This is a genomic window from Streptomyces sp. NPDC091271 (assembly GCF_044757505.1).
Lineage (GTDB): Bacteria > Actinomycetota > Actinomycetes > Streptomycetales > Streptomycetaceae > Streptomyces.
In genome coordinates, this window is sequence record NZ_JBIVVD010000004.1 from 310,832 (window position 1) to 326,743 (window position 15,912).

Sequence of the window (15,912 nt, forward strand, 5' to 3'; positions counted from 1 at the left end):
GGAGCCGCGCGGGTGGGGGATGGGGGGCCGCCCGGACCGGGGTCCGGGTCAGTTCTGGGGTGGGGTGGCGTCCTTCTGCGCGGCGATGGCTTCCTCGAAGCCGCTCCGGACGGCCGTCGCGTTGCCCCAGCCGACGTACAGCGCCAGATGAAGCGCGGCTTCGCGCAGTTGGCCGGCGTCCAGCTCGCCGTTGATCAGCGCACCCTCGGTCTGGATACGGATGAGATCACTGCGCCCCAGGGCTGCGGTCGCACCGAGGACCAGCAGGCGGCGGTCACGCACGGACAGGGCGGGACGCGACCACACCTCACCGAACAGATAGTTGACGGTGGCGTCCATGAAGGGGTCGCCGACAGGACTCTTCGGCATGGCGTCGCTGAAACCCGGCCCGTAGACCTGGTCCATCAGCTCGAGCCCGCGCCGATATACGGCGTCCGGGCCCTTGTCCGCCTCGGCGGACGGTTCCGACGCAACCGCCTGGGCGGAGCCGGGCTCCTCGGCCGGCTGCTGCCCGAGGGTTTCCGCCGCGCGTTCCCGGCTGACCCCGACGCCCGGCACGGACACGCCGAGATCCTCCGCGAGAGCCAGCGCCGCGTCCAGATCCTTGGTCATCAGCGGCGAGATCTGCCGGGCGACGGCATCGGGCAGGTTTCCGTCCTCGCCGCGCATCCCGAGCAGTTGGAGCAGGGTGCGCCCGTCGGGATCGGCGGCCTCGATCACCTCGGCCAGGCGTCCGGGATCCACCCCCGCCGCCGAAGCGAGCGCCGCCGCCTCGTGAACGGTGCGCCAGGTGCCGTAGGTCACGACGTTACGGGCGATCTTGGTGGCCATGCCGGCTCCGGAAGGTCCGCAGTGGACGATCCGCTTGGCCCAGCCGGCCAGGACCGGGCGGGCGGACTCCACCACCGCGGCGTCCCCGCCGACGATGGCCACCATGCCGTGCTCGGCAGCCTTGTCGCCCGGGGTGACCCCGCAGTCGAGGAAGCCCACCTCGCGCTCGGTGCAGGCCGCCGCCAGTTCCCGTACGACCGGCAGGGCCACGGTGGAGAGCAGTACCACGGTGGAACCCGGGCGGGCGGCCGAGAGTATTCCGTCCTCGCCGGTGATGGCCTGGCGCGCCTGGGCCGCGTTCACCACGGCGACCATCACCACGTCGCTGGACGCGGCGACCTCGGCGGGTGACGCCAGGACGCCCGGCACGCCCGGCAGTTGGTCCGACGCGTCGGGACGGACATCGAACACGGCCGGCGCCTGACCGCTGCGGGCCAGGCTGACGGCGACCCCGCCGCCGATCATCCCGAGACCCACCACTCCGGCCCGTGGAGTCGTCTTCGGTGTCATCACACGCTCCCTGTGCCGGTGGTCACGGCCGGCGTGGTGCCTGCCGTGTCGAACGGTTCGCCCGCCACCACGGCGGCCCGCCAACTCCGCACCGCGCGGACCATGTTGACGCCCGCGACGCCGCAGACCCTGCCGCCCTTGCCGTACACGGCGACCAGCTTGCGCTCGGCCGTCGAGCCCTCCACGATCCGGACGCTGTCGGCGCCACGCGTCGAACCGTAGATCTGGATCTTGAGGTCGTACTGGTCGGACCAGACGTAGGGGACGGGAGCGAAAGACGTCGCACCATCCGGGCCGGCGAGAATGTTCCTGGCGACGGCGAGTCCTGCTTCGGACGCGTTGGTCCGGTGCTCGATCCGGGTGAGCTCACCGGTCACCGGATGCGGCCAGCAGGCCACGTCCCCGGCTGCCCACACACCGTTGCCGGCGTGCAGGGTCGCGTCGCAGAGCACACCGTTGCCGAGCGGCACGCCGCTGCCCCGCAGCCAGTCGATGGCGGGCCGGGCGCCGATGCCGACCAGGACGACGTCGGCCGGTACGGTGCGGTCGTCGGCGAGCCGGACACCGGTCGCGCGTCCCGTTTCGTCGTGCAGGACGTCCCGCACCAGAACGCCGGGCTCGATGCGTATCCCGTGTTCTCGGTGCACGTCGGCCAGCATCGAGCCGAGCTCCGCGCCGAGACTGTCGGCCAAGGGCACTGCGACATCGGTGACCATGGTCACCTCGCAGTCCAGCTCGCGGGCGACCGAAGCCGCTTCGGCCCCGACGAAACCGGAGCCGACGATCACCAGGCGGGTGCCCGGCCGCAGCGCGGTGCGCAGGGCGAGGGCGTCCTCCAGGGTGCGGAGGGTGTGCACGCCGGTGAGCTGGTCGGCTCCGGGGAGACGACGAGCATGGGCTCCGGTGGCCACCACCAGGTGGCGGTAGCCGATCCGGGAGCCGTCCGCCAGCGCGACTTCGCGGCGCCGGGTGTCCAGAGCCACCGCCGCGCTGCCCAGCCGCAGGTCGAGGCCGAGCTCGGCGAGGACCTCGGGTGCCCGCAGCGCCAGGCGGTCGGTCTCCCAGTCCCCGGCGAGCAGTTGCTTGGAGAGCGGAGGGCGGTCGTAGGGAGCGTGGATCTCGTCACCGACGAGAGTGAGCGGGCCCGTGTAGCCGCCTCGGCGCAGGCCCTCGGCCACGCTCAGTCCGGCGGCCGAGGCGCCGACCACCACGACGGGACCGGTGGGATCGGTCATGCCTCCACCTCTATGGCGGCCGCCGGGCAGACGGCCGCGGCCTCGCGTACCGCCGCGAGCTGTTCGGCGGGCGGGTCGGTGTCGAGCAGGATCACGACGCCGTCGTCGTCGCGCTGGTCGAAGACGTCGGGCGCGGCCAGGACGCACTGTCCGGCGCCGCAGCACTTGTCGTAGTCGATTGAAATGTTCACGGAATACCTCCGTCACGCCCCGTGGGGGGCCGGGTAGCGCACAGTCGGGTGGACAGGGAAACATGCGTGGCCCTGTCACCTAACTAAGTTCAGTTACGCACGCTAGACCCCCCGGATCGGCGATGCAATCCGGGGGCCGGGATTTTGCCGTTCACTGACTCAGGCGCAACACGCCTGGTCAGGCGGTGAGTTAGGGAAAGGGGAGGTTACGTGGAGGAAGTGTCGCCCGTGAGGAGGGAGCGGATCTTCCGTGCGGCTTCCGTGTCGGCCGCGGGCGGCTGCGCGACATCCGATGCCGCCGTCGGCACCAGCGAGTCGACGAGCCCGGACGCCAGCTCCTCGGTCAGGGACCCGTCGCCCTCCTCGACCTTGAGGGCGTGGTGCAGGGCGACGGAGCCGTGCAGCCCGGCCCACAGCGTCTGGGCCGCCTGTTCGTCCGGGAGATGCACGGCGTGGCCTGCCGCCCGGCACTGCGCGAAGCCCTCCCGCAGTGACTGGCTGATGTGGCGGGAGGGGTGTCGGTGCAGCCGAGCCGCATTCACCTGCGGCTGGCGCGTCTCGTACATCAGGCGGTAGTGGCCCGGGAGCTCCCGCGCGAACCGGCAGTACGCGTACGCCTGCTCCGCCAGCCGCTCCTTCGCGGGGCGACCCGCGTCGGCGGCACGGGCGTCCGCGGCCCGCATCCGAGCGGCGAGATCGGTGTACTTGTCCTCCAGAGCGGCCCATACCAGGTCGGCCTTGTCCGAAAAGTGCAGGTAGATGCTGGGTGCGGCAACGCCTGCTTCGCGGGCCACCGCGCGCATGGTCAGCTTCTCGGCCCCGCCCCATTCGTCCAGCAGCCGGGCGACCGCGTCCAGGATCTCCCGGCGCAGCTGCTCACCCTGCCCGCGCGGGCTCCGCTCCCGTCGCACGGTGTCGCCCGCGTCCTTGTTCATGTCGTCCTTTCGCCGTGTTCCGGACAGAATAATCCGGCCACGTCCAGGCCCCTGAACCGCGGACGGACCGAGTCAGCGAGGGTGGATGACCCGCCCGTTCCGCAGGACCAGGGCGACGTGTCCGGCCGTCGGTCCGGCCAGCGCCTCCGCGAGAGGTACGGACAGCAGGCACAGGTCGGCCCGTAGGCCCGGTGTGACGCGCCGCACCCGGCCTCCGGGCTCGTCCGGGGGTGACAGGAACCCCTCCAGGGCGACGCGTGCGGGGACCCGTTCGGCGGGCGAGACGACGCGGCCCGATGGTGTGCTGCGGGTGCTCGCGGCTGCGATGGAGGCCCACGGGTCCGGGTCGCCGTACGGGGCGTCGCTCGAAGCGGCCACCGGAATGCCGTGCGCCAGCAGCGAGGCGTACGGATAGAGATGGGCGCGGTCCGCGGGTTCGACGTCGCGGAGGTAGTCGTCGCCCCTGGTGGTGAGGAGTGTGGGCTGGGTGACGACACGCACCCCGTATTCGGCCAGGAGCGGATACACCTCGGGCGGGACCACAGCAGCGTGCTCGACGCGGTCCCCGGGGTGCGGGCCGGCCTCCTGGAGCGCCACCAGCGTCAGGATCAAGGACTCGCGGGTCACGCAGTGCACCGCCACCGGCCGGCCGGCCGCGTGGGCGGCCGCGATGCGCACCGTGAGCGCCTCCAGGGCGGGCAGGTCGTGGTCCCGCAGATGAATCTTGTGCGGGGCATCACCGCCGTCGGCCCCCATGAGGTGGAGGGACTGGGGGATTGCGCCGGAAGCGCTCGCGTCGTGCAGCAGCTTCAACGCGCCCGTGTCGAGATCGGGCGTCGCGTCGGTGACCCCGGTGATGCCGTAGGAGGCGAGCCGGGCGCCCACCGGCCCGAGGTCGGGCGGCGCCGTCGGCAGGGCGGGGCGCAGCCTGGCGTCGTACCGCCACAGGCGTCCGGTGGGCGCCCCGGCGGCGTCACGCTCCACGTCGGAGGAGTCGTCCAGTGCGGGCGCGACCGCGTGCAGCGCCCGGGAGTTGAGGATCCACAGGGCTCCGCCGCGGTGCTGGATCCTGACCGGGCGGTCCGGGACGAGCCGGTCCAGCAGGTGCCGGTCAGGGAGGCCGGCCACCGACTCGGCGTAGCCCGTGCCGCGCAGCCAGCCGCCCGGAGGGAGGTCCCGGCCGGCCGAGCGCAGGGCGGCGGCCAGCGAGTCCAGGGAAGTGATGGAGGGCGGGCCGCAGTCCACCGAGCCGGCGCGGGCGGCCAGCGCGAGCAGGTGGATGTGGTGGTCGTGCAGTCCGGGCAACAGTGCGCCGCCCCGGGCGTCATGGACCTCCTCGCCCGCCTGGGACCGTAGCCGGACGCCCACCTCTGTGACATGCGTTCCGCGGATGCGTACGTCGCACAGCGCCCCGTCGACCTCCACGCGCGCGAGCAGCATCCCTGTGACGGTCACGCGCCGTCTCCCGTGAATGCGGCGTTGTCGGCGCCCAGGGCGCGTGCCGGGCCGTGCGGGGAGCGGGCGTGCGGGGCCAGGACGGGGAAGCGGGTGTGCTCGGTCTCGACCTGCCAGGTGCCGTCCGAGCACCGGCCGACGGTATGGGGCTCGGGTCCGGGCGCGGTGGCCGCCGCGACAGCGACGTCCCGCATGGCGAGGTCGATGAGCCGGCCGTGCCCCTCACGCAGGGCCGCGGCGGTGGCCGCCGCCGCGGCCACGCCGGTGAGGGGATCGGCCAGGGCGTCCCCGCAGGGCAGCGGCTGGGCGGTCGCCGGGTCCTGGACCACCAGCCCGGCGGCTGCCGCGACGTCGTCGCCGAAGCCCACACGCTCGGCCCACGGGCCGGAACGGCCGTACGCGGTGATGCTGGTCCAGACCGTGCCGCGGTCGACGGCCTCCTCCGCGAGCACCCCCATGCGGCGCAGGGCGCGTGGGCGGGAGGACTCCAGCACCACATCGGCCCGTTCCACCAGGCGGCGCAGAGCGTCCCGGCCCGGGGTAGAGGTGAGGTCCAGGCAGACCGAGGCGTGGCCGGCGTGCAGCAGGTCGTAGAAGGCCGGAGGACCCGAGCGTGCGCCGTCGGGCCTCTCGGGGCTCTCCACCTTGACGACCCGAGCGCCGGTGAGGCCCAGAAGGTGGGCGCACAGGGGGCCGGCCCACAGTGCGCTGAGATCGACCACGAGGGGAGGCAGTCCGGGCGTGCGACGAGGGGCGCCCTTCACGATCGCCTGGCGGGCGCGGTGAACGGCCTGCTCGTCCCCGGCCTCGCCGGGGGTGGCAGGGACCGAGCAGGCGGGGATCCCGAGGAGCTGGGCCCGCCCCACGGCGTCCGCCGCGACCTGGCCGGCGGCCCAGTCGGCCAACGCTGCCCACGGGTCACCGCCGTCGCCGTCCTCGATCAGCGCGGGGACGAGTTCGAGGTCCGTCGGGCGGGCGAGGGAGATGCCCATCGGGCCGTCCGCACAGGACAGGATGCGGAAGGCCCCGCCGACGGACCGGGGCGCGCGCCGGGCGAACCCGGCCGAGGCCGCACGCTCACCGAGCAGCCGGTGCCCCGGCAGTCGCGCGGGGTCCGCCCCGGTGTCCCCCGCGAACGCGGCGAGCGCCCGGCGTACGGCACCGGCCGGATCGCCCGGCGAGGCGAGGGGTGGCCCGTCGGCCCGGCCGGTCAGTGCCATCCCGCCACAAGCCGCCCAGCCGGCGAGCGGGCTCTCAGCCGTGGACGGCAAGGTGGTCCACCAGTCCCCAGTCCTGGGCCATTTTGGCGTCGAGGCGTTCGCCGGTCAGTGCCATGAACGCCGTACGCCAGCGGCCGATCCGGTGGGTGATGCTCACGGTGCCGCCTGCACCAGGTATCAAACCCATGGACAGCTCGGGCAGTTGGAAGAACGTGTCCGGGTGGGCGGTGATCCGTCCTGCGAAAGCGGGCACTTCGATCCCGGCTCCGACACAGGCCCCGTGCAGACGCGCATGGACCCGTTCGCGGCAGCGGTCGACGGCTGCGCCCGCGCTCTGCCGCAGGCGCAGGACGTGCGCGGTCGCCGGGTCGGGCGTGGTTCCGAACTCGTCGAGGTCGCCACCGCTGCAGAAGGCAGGGCCGCGCCCACTGAGCTCCACACCGGTGACCGTGTCGTCCAGCCGGGCGATCTCCAGCGCTTCCACCAGGCCGTCGCGCAGTGCGGCACTGAACGCGTTGCGCCGTCCGGGCCGGTTGAGTTCGATGCGCAGCAGCCCGCCGTCGCGGTGGACGAGGACGGGATCGGCGGAGGAAGAACCGGGCCGTCGGGGCCGCCCGGCCCGCCAGACGGCGAACTCGGGGCCGGCGAGCAGCGTCGAATACGCGGCGGACTCCGCGCCCAGACCCTCGGAGACGGCCAGCTGTTCCGTTGCCCGCAGCAGCCCGGCCAGGGTCAGAGCGGCGAGCGGGGCGCCCCGTACGGACCGCGCCAGCCGCTCGGCCGACGTGCGGGCGTCGGCGACGGCGACGTACGTCCGGGGATCGGCGTCCCCTGGCGGCGGGCCCTCCACCAGCGTGCAGTCGAGCAGGGCGAGCAGGGGGACGGCCGTGGCCGGCAACGGCCCCCGGACCACCCCCACCATGATCCGGCCGCCGTCGCGCGGGGCGCCGGGCAGCCGGTCGAGGACGTCGGGGTCGCCCAGATCGACCAGGGCCAGAGGGTTCTGGGGATACCCGCCCTCGTCCAGGACCAATGGGGCCGAGACGCCGTCGAAGTCTTGTCCGTTCAGCTGCATGGTGCGGCCATTAGTTCACCACGGGCCCGCCGCGGTCCAGGGTCTTGCGCCGCTGACCTGGACCGCGGACCTGGAGAGGCCGCCCTCAGCCGGCCACAGCGCTCCGACCGGGCATGATGAAGTCCTTCCGCTGCTGCCGCCCTTCCCGGGGCAGGACGTTCGTCGTGGCGGGCAGGCGTCCCGGGGCCGAGAGAACCATGACCAGGAACTGCTCCGGCATGCCGGTGAGCCCGTACGCACCGTTCTCGTCGGTGCGGGCATGAGCCAGCTGACGGCCTTGGGCGTCGATCACGGTGACCCGCGCGCCCGCGACGGTCGCGCCGGACTCCTCCGTCACCGTTCCGTACACCATGGGGGCCTCCCCGAGAGCCGAACGGTGACCGGGACGGATCGCGTGCGGCATGGGCGCCTCTATGGAGGGGTCCTCCACGACCGCCTCCACCACGGTGTCGTCTCCTTCGGCGGCCGCCGCGCGGCTCTTCATCCGCCGCTCGCGCAGCACGCCCGCGGCGACCAGCGCGGCTCCTGCCACCAGCCAGGCGGCGAGCACCAGAGTGGGGCGGAGCAGGCCCTTGTTGTCGAAGTAGAAGACTCCGTGCAGGGCGTCGACCAGGTTGCCGAGCGGCATCACGGGGTGCAGCACGCGGAAGAACCCGGGCACCATCTGGTAGGGCATGGCCCCACCGCTCGACGGGATGTTGAGCAGGACGAACAGGCCCATGGCCACACCCGGGATGAACTGCTTCACGTAAGGCACCAGCCCGTACGTGACCCAGGCGACCAGTTGGGTGACCGCGAAGGCGTAGAGCAGGGCGAGCGGTTCGTTGGGGATGACATCCACCGCGAGGCCGACCAGGTAGGCCACGGCTGTGATGAACGCGCCCACGCCGGCGAACGTCAGCAGCTTCGCCCGGCGGCCGAGGGTCACCACGCGGAGCATCATCATGACGGACACGTACGGCACGATGGTCCACGTCATCGTGAGGTAGAACAACGACGTTCCCGTGGAGTCCCCGGACGCGACCGGTGCGACCTCGGTCGTCGTGAGTTCGGCGCCCGACGCTCCGGCCACCTTCTCGAAGGTCTGCTGGACGGCCGACTCCAGCATGGTGCCGTTCGCCTTCGCGACGTACAGCGTGGCCTTGCCGTCGGCACCGGCCGCGTAGGAGGCGACCGCGTCCCTGTCGAGCACCTTCTGCTCGGCGTCGTCCGCGTCCGTCGCCGTCAGGATCTCGAAGGCACCGGGGGCCTCGGCGGACAGGGCGGTACGCACCTGTGCGGCGGCCGCCGGTGTGGAGACCGCGATCTTGACGTCGTGCGGCGTGGGGTTGTGGAACGGAAGCAGGTAGCAGAGCAGGAACCCGAAGAAGAAGAAGACCGGGAACCAGAGTCCGCCGGTCAGGGTACGCAGGAGACCCGGATTGCTGTCGGGTTGCTCGGACACGAGCGCTCCTTTCACACCCGGCGGTAACCAGGGCGTAGACATTACTTAAGTTAGGTAAGGATATCTCGCCAAGGGTCGGTACCTGGCACGGGGGTCGGTGAGGGAGGATGGGGGAGTGTCCGACCAGGAAGATTCCGCGCTCCATGAGCTCCAGCAGGCGATGATGACGTTCGCCTACGCCATGACGCGTTCGCAGGTGCACGCGACCTTCGTGGCGACGCTGGACGTGAAGGTGGAGCGGGCGGGGGTCTCGCTCATGCGCGTGCTGCGCCGGGCGGACGAACCCATGAGCATCGGTGTCCTCGCCGACCACCTGCTCGTGCACGCGCCGCACGTCACCCGCCAGGTGACCCAGCTCCAGGCGCAGGGGATCGTCGAGCGGACCCGGGACGCCGACGACCAGCGGGTCCAGCGGGTCCGGCTCACCCCCCGGGGTGAAGGGCTGGTCGACCAGTTGGAGGAAGAGCTGGTCGAGCGGCTGCGGCGGCTGCTCGCGGACGTGGACGTGAAGGACGTCACCGCGACGGCGCGGGTGCTGCGGCTGCTGTCGGACGACACCAGGCCGGCGAACCAGGAGCGGGAAGGCGGGGCGGCATGACCCAGGGGGGCAAGCGGGGGCGCCCGGCGGGCGTGGACGGGGAGCAGACGCGACGGCGCATCATGTTCGTCGCGGCCGAGTACGTGGCCGAGGTCGGCTACGCCAACGCCACCATGAAGGACATCGCCGGCCGGGCGGGCATCACGGGCGCGGCGATCTACCGCTACTTCCCCTCCAAGAAGGAGCTCGTGGCGGCGACGCTGGACGAGACGATGAACAGCATTTTGAGCCGTCTCGACCTGGCCACCCAGATCCCGGGCACCCTCCAGCAGCGCTTCGTGGCCCTGCTGGAGGAGTCTCTGGCGTGCATGCGGGAGTACCCGGCGGCGACCCGGCTCAACGAAGCCGTCCAGATGGAGGCGGGCCGTCATCCGGAATTCGGTGAGGCGCTCGTCGCCCGGCAGGACGCCGAGGAGAAGCTGTACACCCGCCTCATCGACGACGCCGTGCGCCATGGTGAGCTGGCCGAGGACGTCGACAGGCAGGCGCTGAGCGACATGCTCACCTCCCTCACCTGGGGGCTGACCCACCTGGCGGCGACCGTGTCCCGGGATCGGCACGCGGCCGCGATCCGGCAGTTCGAGGCGCTGCTCGTCAGCGGATCCCTGGGGCCGCGGCGCGCCTGACCGGCGCCGCCCGACGTAATTCAGTTCGTGTACACCTCTTGACCCCCTGGGTTTCGTGCTCGTAAATAAGTGAACAGCTATTTACTTACGTTGCGCCAAAGGAGGCGACGACGTGTCACTCACCCCTGATCCGAACCGGTCGACGGCCACGATCCCGCACGCCATCGAGCACCCCGCGCGAGTGCCGGCCCAGCGGTACTACTCCCGCGAATTCGCCCAGCTGGAGAAGGACCACCTGTGGTCCCGCGTCTGGCAGATGGCCTGTCGCCTGGAAGAGATCCCCAGGCCCGGCGACTTCACCGAGTACACCATCAACGACCAGTCCATCCTCGTCGTCCGGGAGTCGGACGACTCGATCAAGGCGTACTTCAACGCCTGCCGCCACCGTGCCACCGCCCTGGGCAACGGCACCGGTACGTTCCACGGGCGGCAGATCGTCTGTCCGTACCACGGCTGGCGGTGGAACCTCGACGGTTCCAACTCCTACGTCTACGCCGAGCGGGGTTTCACCCCCGCCTGTCTCGACCCGGAGCTCCTGCGACTGCGGGAGTGCCAGGTCGGCACGTGGGGCGGCATGGTGTTCGTCAACCCGGACTCCGACGCCCCGCCGCTCAGCGAGTTCCTCAAGGACATCGCCGAAGCACTCGACCCCATCGCCTTCGACCGTATGCAGGTCCGGTGGTGGCGCCACATCGTGCTGCCGGCGAACTGGAAGATGGCGCAGGAGGCGTTCCTGGAGGCCTACCACGTCATGCAGGCGCACCCCTCGCTCAGCATGGGCGCCGCCGACGAGGACTACGACGTGGACGCGATCGGCGGCCCCTTCGAGTGTTTCGAGGCCGGGCACGCCCACTCGACACCCGCCGAGGGCGGCGCCTCGCCCGTCAAGGGCATGTCCATGGCGGACTACTTCATCCAGTTCAACAACGCGCTCTACTTCGGCACCGACGCGTACACGACGGACCGCGAGGCCTTCATCCAGCAGGGCCTCATGGAACGCGACATCCCCGCCGAGGAGTTCCCCGCCAAGTTCTTCGAGGCGCTGTACGCGTACGCCGAGGGCGCCGGCATCGCCCTGCCCCCGCCGCCGACCGCCACCACCGGGTACGGCCACATCTTCCCCAACCTCACCTTCCTCCCCGCCTACGGCAACTCGATCATCTACCGGGTACGCCCCAACGGCGACGACCCCGAGAGCTGCCTCTTCGAGGTGTGGGCCGTGCAGATCCCGACCGCCGACGCCGGCGAGCCGGAACGCCCCGAACTGGAGGGCCCCGTCCCGGTCGAGGAGTGGCCGCAGATCTTCAAGGAGGACTACCGCAACGTCATCGCCCAGCAGAAGGGCATCCGCACCCAGGGGCTGGACGACCTGATCCTCTCCGAGCAGTACGAGGCGATGATCGTGAACAACCACCGGGCCATCGACACCTACCTGACGCGGCCGTGAGCGCGACGGCCCGGGTGCGCGTCGAGCCCGCCGGCGTCGAACTGGACGTGCGGTCCGGGGAGTCCGTGTTCGAGGCGGCTCTCCGGCAGGGGCTCACCTGGCCCACCATCTGCTACGGGCAGGCCCGCTGTACCGCCTGCGCCCTCGAGGTGCTGGACGGGCACCCCGCCGCGGACCCGGTGGGCCCCGAAGAGCAGGGCGTGCTGCGGCAGTTGGCCCAGCGCCGCCGAGGGTCCGTCCGTGACACCCGGCTGGCGTGCCGGCTCACCGTGACCGGAGCGGTCACCGTCGAGAAGAAGGGCGCGAAGCCCACGGACGACGATCCTGCCGCCTCGCTGTGACGGCCGGGACCACAAGAAGCCGCACTCCGGCATCAACACATCGGCGTTGACACGCCGAACCGAAACCAAGGAACGACCAGATGGCAGTTCAGCACCATCACGGCCCACCGGCGGACGAGACCTACGACGTGATCGTGGTCGGATTCGGCGGAGCAGGGGCATGTGCGGCGATCGCCGCCGCGGAGACCGGGGCCTCCGTCCTCGTCCTGGAGCGCTCCTACGGAGGCGGCTCCACCGCACACTCCGGCGGCGTCGTCTACGCGGGCGGCGGCACCGAAGTGCAGCGAGGGGCCGGCGTCGCCGACACCACCGACCAGATGTTCGCGTACCTGAAGAAGGAGACCCAGGGGGCCGTCGCCGACGAGACGCTGCGCGCCTTCGCCGACGGCAGCCCGGGGATGATCGGCTGGCTGCGCAAGCAAGGCCTGGAGTTCGACAGCAGCCTCTGCGACTACAAGACGTCGTACCCGACGAACCGCCACTACCTGTACTACTCCGGGAACGAACTCGTCCCCGAGTTCGCCGACGTCGCCCGGCCCGCCGCCCGTGGACACCGGACGCACGCCAAGAACTTCACCGGCGCCGTCTACTACGAGCGCCTGCGCCGCTCCGCCCTGGAGAAGGGCGTCACGGTGCGCCCGCTGGCCGACGTACGCCGTCTGATCACCGAGGACGGCAAGGTCGTGGGCGTCGAGTTCGACGCGCCGGAACGCGGCCGGGAGCCCGGCCACTGGCACGAGAAGCTCGCCAAGGCCGCCGGGAAGCTGACGATCTACTACCAGCCGGTGGGCAGTCGCCTGAGCCGGGCCGCCGACAAGGTCCAGCGTCGCCGCTCCCGTACGTACCAGGCGCGGGCCAGGGGCGGCGTCGTCCTCGCCACCGGGGGATTCGGCTTCGACAAGGAGATGATCCGCCGGCACGCACCCCGTTACGTCGACATCAATCCCCTCGGCCCCGGCGGAGAGACCGGTTCCGCGGTCAAGCTGGGTGCGCAGGTGGGCGCCGCCACCGACCGGATGGACTCCATCTCGGGATGGCGCTTCATCTGCCCGCCGGCCGCCTTCATGAAGGGCATCGTCGTGAACGCCCAGGGGCGGCGGTTCACCAACGAACAGCTCTACGGCGCGACCATGACGAAGCCGCTGATCGAGGAACACGGCGGACGGGGCTTCGTAATCCTGGACGCCGAGACCTGGCGTCTGGCGCGGTCCCAGCTGCGCACCCAGGCGGCCTTCTTCCACGTGCCTCAACTGGCTTATATATTCAGCCCGTTCGGCCACCGCAAGGCCGACAGTCTCGCGAAGCTGGCACATGCCTGCGGGATCGACGCCTCCGGCCTCGTCGAGGCGGCCGCCGAGCACGACGCGGCTGTCACGGCGGGGGAGCCCGACGCCTTCGGCAAGGACGACGAACACCGTCACAGCCTGGCCAAGGGCCCCTACTACGCCGTCGACATCTCGCCCGACGCCTCGCCCGTCTTCTACCCGATCTCCTTCATCACGCTGGGCGGGCTCGTCGTCGACGAACGCACGGGTGAGTCGAAGCGGGAGGACGGCGAGGCGATCCCCGGCCTGTACGCGGCCGGGCGTTCCGCCGTCGGCATCTGCAGTCAGAGTTACGTATCAGGCCTCTCCCTGGCCGACGCCGTCTTCTCCGGGCGCCGGGCCGGCGAGCACGCCGCCCTGAGCGCACGGCAGTCCACGAACTCCGAGAAGGAGACCGCATGAGTACCCGGCCCGCCGTGCCGAGCGCCGACGTGCAGCTGGAGATGTTCACGACAGCGACCCGGATCAAACTGTTCGACGAGAAGTACCGGTCGCTGATGGCCGCCGGGCAGATCGGCGGCATGTACTACTCGCCGCGCGGTCAGGAGTTCGCGGCCGTCTCGGTCGCCCAGCACCTGCGCGCGGACGACTACGTGGTCACCATCTACCGCGGCCTGCACGACCAGATAGCCAAGGGCGTCCCCCTGAGGGAGCTGTGGGCCGAGTATCTCGGCAAGGCGGCCGGCACCTGCAAGGGCAAGGGCGGCCCGATGCACGTCACCTCGCCGGAACACGGTCTCATGGTGACGACCGGGGTCGTCGGCTCCGGAATGCCGATAGCCACCGGGCTCGGCCTGTCGGCCCGCATGCGTGGCACCGACCAGGTCACGGTGGTGAACTTCGGCGACGGTGCCTCCAACATCGGGGCCTTCCACGAGTCGATGAACCTCGCCTCGGTCTGGCAGCTGCCGGTGATCTTCGTGTGCCAGAACAACCTCTTCGCCGAGTACACCCCGCTCGCGGAAGGCACCGCGGTGGAACACATCGCCGACCGGGCCGCCGCCTACTCGATGCCGGGCGTCAGGGTGAACGGCAACGACCCGGTCGCCACGTGGCAGGCAGCGGGCGAGGCGATCGACCGCGCGCGGCGCGGTGACGGCCCCACGCTGCTGGAGGCGGAGACGTTCCGCTTCCACGGCCATGTCATGGGAGACCAGCAGAAGTACATGCCGAAGCAGCTGCTCTCCGACGCGATGGCCGCCGACCCCGTGCCCCGCTTCCGGGCGAAACTGCTCGCGGACGGGGTGGCCACCGAGGCGCAACTCGCGGAGGTGGAGGAGAAGGCAGCGGCCGAAGTACTCGACGCGGCCGAGTTCGCGCTCGCCGCCGATCTGCCCGGCATCGAGGAACTCACCACCGACGTCTACGCCCCGGAGGTGGCGGCACGATGACGGACACCCGTATGAAACCGGCTGAGACCGAGGCGGCCGCGCCCCGCAAGATCGGCATGGTCAAGGCCATCAACGAAGCCCTCGACGTCGCCCTGGGGCTGGACGACTCGGTCTTCGCCCTCGGCGAGGACATCCAGGAGCCGTCAGGCGGAGGCTTCGGCATCCACCAGGGCCTGGGCAACAAGTACGGAGCCTCACGGATCCGGCACACGCCCATCTCCGAGCAGGCCATCATGGGCGCGGCGATCGGCGCCGCCATCTCCGGGATGCGCCCGGTGGCCGAGATCATGCTGATGAACTTCGTGCACGTCTGCGCGGACCAGCTCGTCAACCACGCCGCGAAACTGCGCTACATGTCCGGCGGCCGCACCCCGGTCCCGCTGACCGTCCGCACCGCCACCGGCACAGGCGGCGGATTCGGCGCCCAGCACTCCGACATGCTGGAGGGGCCGCTGGCCCACACCCCCGGCCTGAAGGTGATCGTGCCGAGCAATGCGGCGGACGCGAAGGGGCTGCTCCTCTCCGCGATCTTCGACGACGACCCGTGCGTCTTCGTCGAGATGACCGGGCTGTACTTCTCCGCCAAGGGCGACGTCCCCCGGGGCGACTACCGGGTCCCGCTCGGCAAGGCCCGCATCGCGCGGCCGGGCTCGGACGTCACGCTTCTGACGTACGGGCGGCAGGTCGTGGACAGCATGACCGCCGCCGCGAACCTCGCGGCCGAAGGCATCGACGTGGAGGTCATCGACTTGCGCACGCTGTATCCGCTGGACATCGAGACCGTCCTCACCTCCGTGGCCAGGACCGGCCGGGCCGTCGTCGTGCACGAGGCCGTGCGGCGGGGCGGGTTCGGCGCGGAGCTGGCGGCCACGGTGCACGAGGAGCTGTTCGGCGAGCTCAGCTCCCCCGTCAGGAGGATCGCGGCTCCGGACACGCCGGTGCCGTACGCCAAGTCGCTGGAGGACGCCTATCTCCCCGGCGTCCAGCGCATCGAGACGGCCGTCCGGGGGCTCAAGTGAGTCACGAACTGCGCGTCCCCCAGCTCGGAGTGACCATGAGCGAGGGTGAGATCACCGAGTGGATGGTCGAGACCGGCGACACCGTGACGGAGGGGCAGGTGCTCTACGTCCTGGCCACCGACAAGACGGAGACGGAGATCGAGTCACCGGCCGCGGGCACCATCGAGGTCCTCGGTGAGCTCGAGAAGACGTACGAGGTGGGAACGGTGATCGGCCTCATCTCCTGAGCAGGGCAGAGGCCCGCTGCGGAGCACCCTTCCGCAGCGGGC

General features: G+C 71.3%; 16 protein-coding genes. 8 read left to right on the forward strand and 8 right to left on the reverse strand.

Features of this window, described 5'->3' with window-relative positions; all coding sequences use genetic code 11:
- Nucleotides 1-48: 48 nt before the first annotated feature.
- The 8 genes from ACIQM3_RS17980 to ACIQM3_RS18015 form a co-directional block, all read right to left on the reverse strand.
- Nucleotides 49-1,341 carry an NAD(P)-binding domain-containing protein gene (locus tag ACIQM3_RS17980; protein ID WP_401624938.1) on the reverse strand — a complete coding sequence of 431 codons (1,293 nt, stop codon included), beginning with the start codon at nucleotides 1,339-1,341 and terminating at the stop codon, nucleotides 49-51.
- Nucleotides 1,341-2,576, reverse strand: a complete 1,236-nt coding sequence (locus ACIQM3_RS17985; RefSeq protein WP_401624941.1) for an NAD(P)/FAD-dependent oxidoreductase — start codon at nucleotides 2,574-2,576, stop codon at nucleotides 1,341-1,343. Before ACIQM3_RS17985 ends, ACIQM3_RS17980 begins: the two co-directional genes overlap by 1 nt.
- Entirely contained in the window at nucleotides 2,573-2,767 is a 195-nt protein-coding gene (locus tag ACIQM3_RS17990; protein WP_401517952.1) for a ferredoxin, read from the reverse strand. The genes ACIQM3_RS17985 and ACIQM3_RS17990 overlap by 4 nt, the downstream gene beginning before the upstream one ends.
- Nucleotides 2,768-2,973: 206 nt before the next feature.
- The gene (locus ACIQM3_RS17995) at nucleotides 2,974-3,702 is read right to left on the reverse strand and encodes a TetR/AcrR family transcriptional regulator (RefSeq protein WP_401624944.1); all 729 of its coding nucleotides are present in this window, start codon (nucleotides 3,700-3,702) and stop codon (nucleotides 2,974-2,976) included.
- Between the two features lie 72 nt (nucleotides 3,703-3,774).
- Entirely contained in the window at nucleotides 3,775-5,157 is a 1,383-nt protein-coding gene (locus tag ACIQM3_RS18000) for an amidohydrolase family protein (protein WP_401624947.1), read from the reverse strand.
- Nucleotides 5,154-6,377 (reverse strand): CoA transferase, encoded by a 1,224-nt coding sequence (locus ACIQM3_RS18005; RefSeq protein WP_401624949.1) that lies wholly within the window; start codon nucleotides 6,375-6,377, stop codon nucleotides 5,154-5,156. The genes ACIQM3_RS18000 and ACIQM3_RS18005 overlap by 4 nt, the downstream gene beginning before the upstream one ends.
- A 34-nt stretch (nucleotides 6,378-6,411) precedes the next feature.
- Nucleotides 6,412-7,452 (reverse strand): enoyl-CoA hydratase/isomerase family protein, encoded by a 1,041-nt coding sequence (locus ACIQM3_RS18010; RefSeq protein ID WP_401624952.1) that lies wholly within the window; start codon nucleotides 7,450-7,452, stop codon nucleotides 6,412-6,414.
- Nucleotides 7,453-7,537: 85 nt separating this feature from the next.
- Complete coding sequence (locus ACIQM3_RS18015) at nucleotides 7,538-8,896, reverse strand: carboxypeptidase regulatory-like domain-containing protein (protein ID WP_401624955.1); 1,359 nt, start codon at nucleotides 8,894-8,896, stop codon at nucleotides 7,538-7,540.
- 115 nt (nucleotides 8,897-9,011) lie between these two features.
- Between ACIQM3_RS18015 and ACIQM3_RS18020 the strand changes: the two genes are divergently transcribed.
- From ACIQM3_RS18020 to ACIQM3_RS18055, 8 genes are all read left to right on the forward strand, one after another.
- Nucleotides 9,012-9,494 carry a MarR family winged helix-turn-helix transcriptional regulator gene (locus ACIQM3_RS18020; protein WP_401624958.1) on the forward strand — a complete coding sequence of 161 codons (483 nt, stop codon included), beginning with the start codon at nucleotides 9,012-9,014 and terminating at the stop codon, nucleotides 9,492-9,494.
- On the forward strand, nucleotides 9,491-10,120 hold the full coding sequence (locus ACIQM3_RS18025; protein WP_401624961.1) for a TetR/AcrR family transcriptional regulator: 630 nt from the start codon (nucleotides 9,491-9,493) through the stop codon (nucleotides 10,118-10,120). Before ACIQM3_RS18020 ends, ACIQM3_RS18025 begins: the two co-directional genes overlap by 4 nt.
- A gap of 112 nt (nucleotides 10,121-10,232) precedes the next feature.
- Nucleotides 10,233-11,567 (forward strand): SRPBCC family protein, encoded by a 1,335-nt coding sequence (locus tag ACIQM3_RS18030; RefSeq protein ID WP_401517932.1) that lies wholly within the window; start codon nucleotides 10,233-10,235, stop codon nucleotides 11,565-11,567.
- A complete protein-coding gene (locus ACIQM3_RS18035) occupies nucleotides 11,564-11,908 on the forward strand; it encodes a 2Fe-2S iron-sulfur cluster-binding protein (RefSeq protein WP_401624964.1) in 345 nt (114 codons plus the stop codon). The genes ACIQM3_RS18030 and ACIQM3_RS18035 overlap by 4 nt, the downstream gene beginning before the upstream one ends.
- A gap of 80 nt (nucleotides 11,909-11,988) precedes the next feature.
- Entirely contained in the window at nucleotides 11,989-13,635 is a 1,647-nt protein-coding gene (locus ACIQM3_RS18040) for an FAD-binding protein (RefSeq protein ID WP_401624967.1), read from the forward strand.
- Nucleotides 13,632-14,624, forward strand: a complete 993-nt coding sequence (locus ACIQM3_RS18045; protein WP_401517927.1) for a thiamine pyrophosphate-dependent dehydrogenase E1 component subunit alpha — start codon at nucleotides 13,632-13,634, stop codon at nucleotides 14,622-14,624. The genes ACIQM3_RS18040 and ACIQM3_RS18045 overlap by 4 nt, the downstream gene beginning before the upstream one ends.
- Nucleotides 14,621-15,643, forward strand: coding sequence for an alpha-ketoacid dehydrogenase subunit beta (locus ACIQM3_RS18050; protein ID WP_401624971.1), 1,023 nt, complete (start codon nucleotides 14,621-14,623; stop codon nucleotides 15,641-15,643). Before ACIQM3_RS18045 ends, ACIQM3_RS18050 begins: the two co-directional genes overlap by 4 nt.
- Nucleotides 15,640-15,870, forward strand: coding sequence for a biotin/lipoyl-containing protein (locus tag ACIQM3_RS18055; protein WP_401624973.1), 231 nt, complete (start codon nucleotides 15,640-15,642; stop codon nucleotides 15,868-15,870). Before ACIQM3_RS18050 ends, ACIQM3_RS18055 begins: the two co-directional genes overlap by 4 nt.
- Nucleotides 15,871-15,912: the final 42 nt, after the last annotated feature.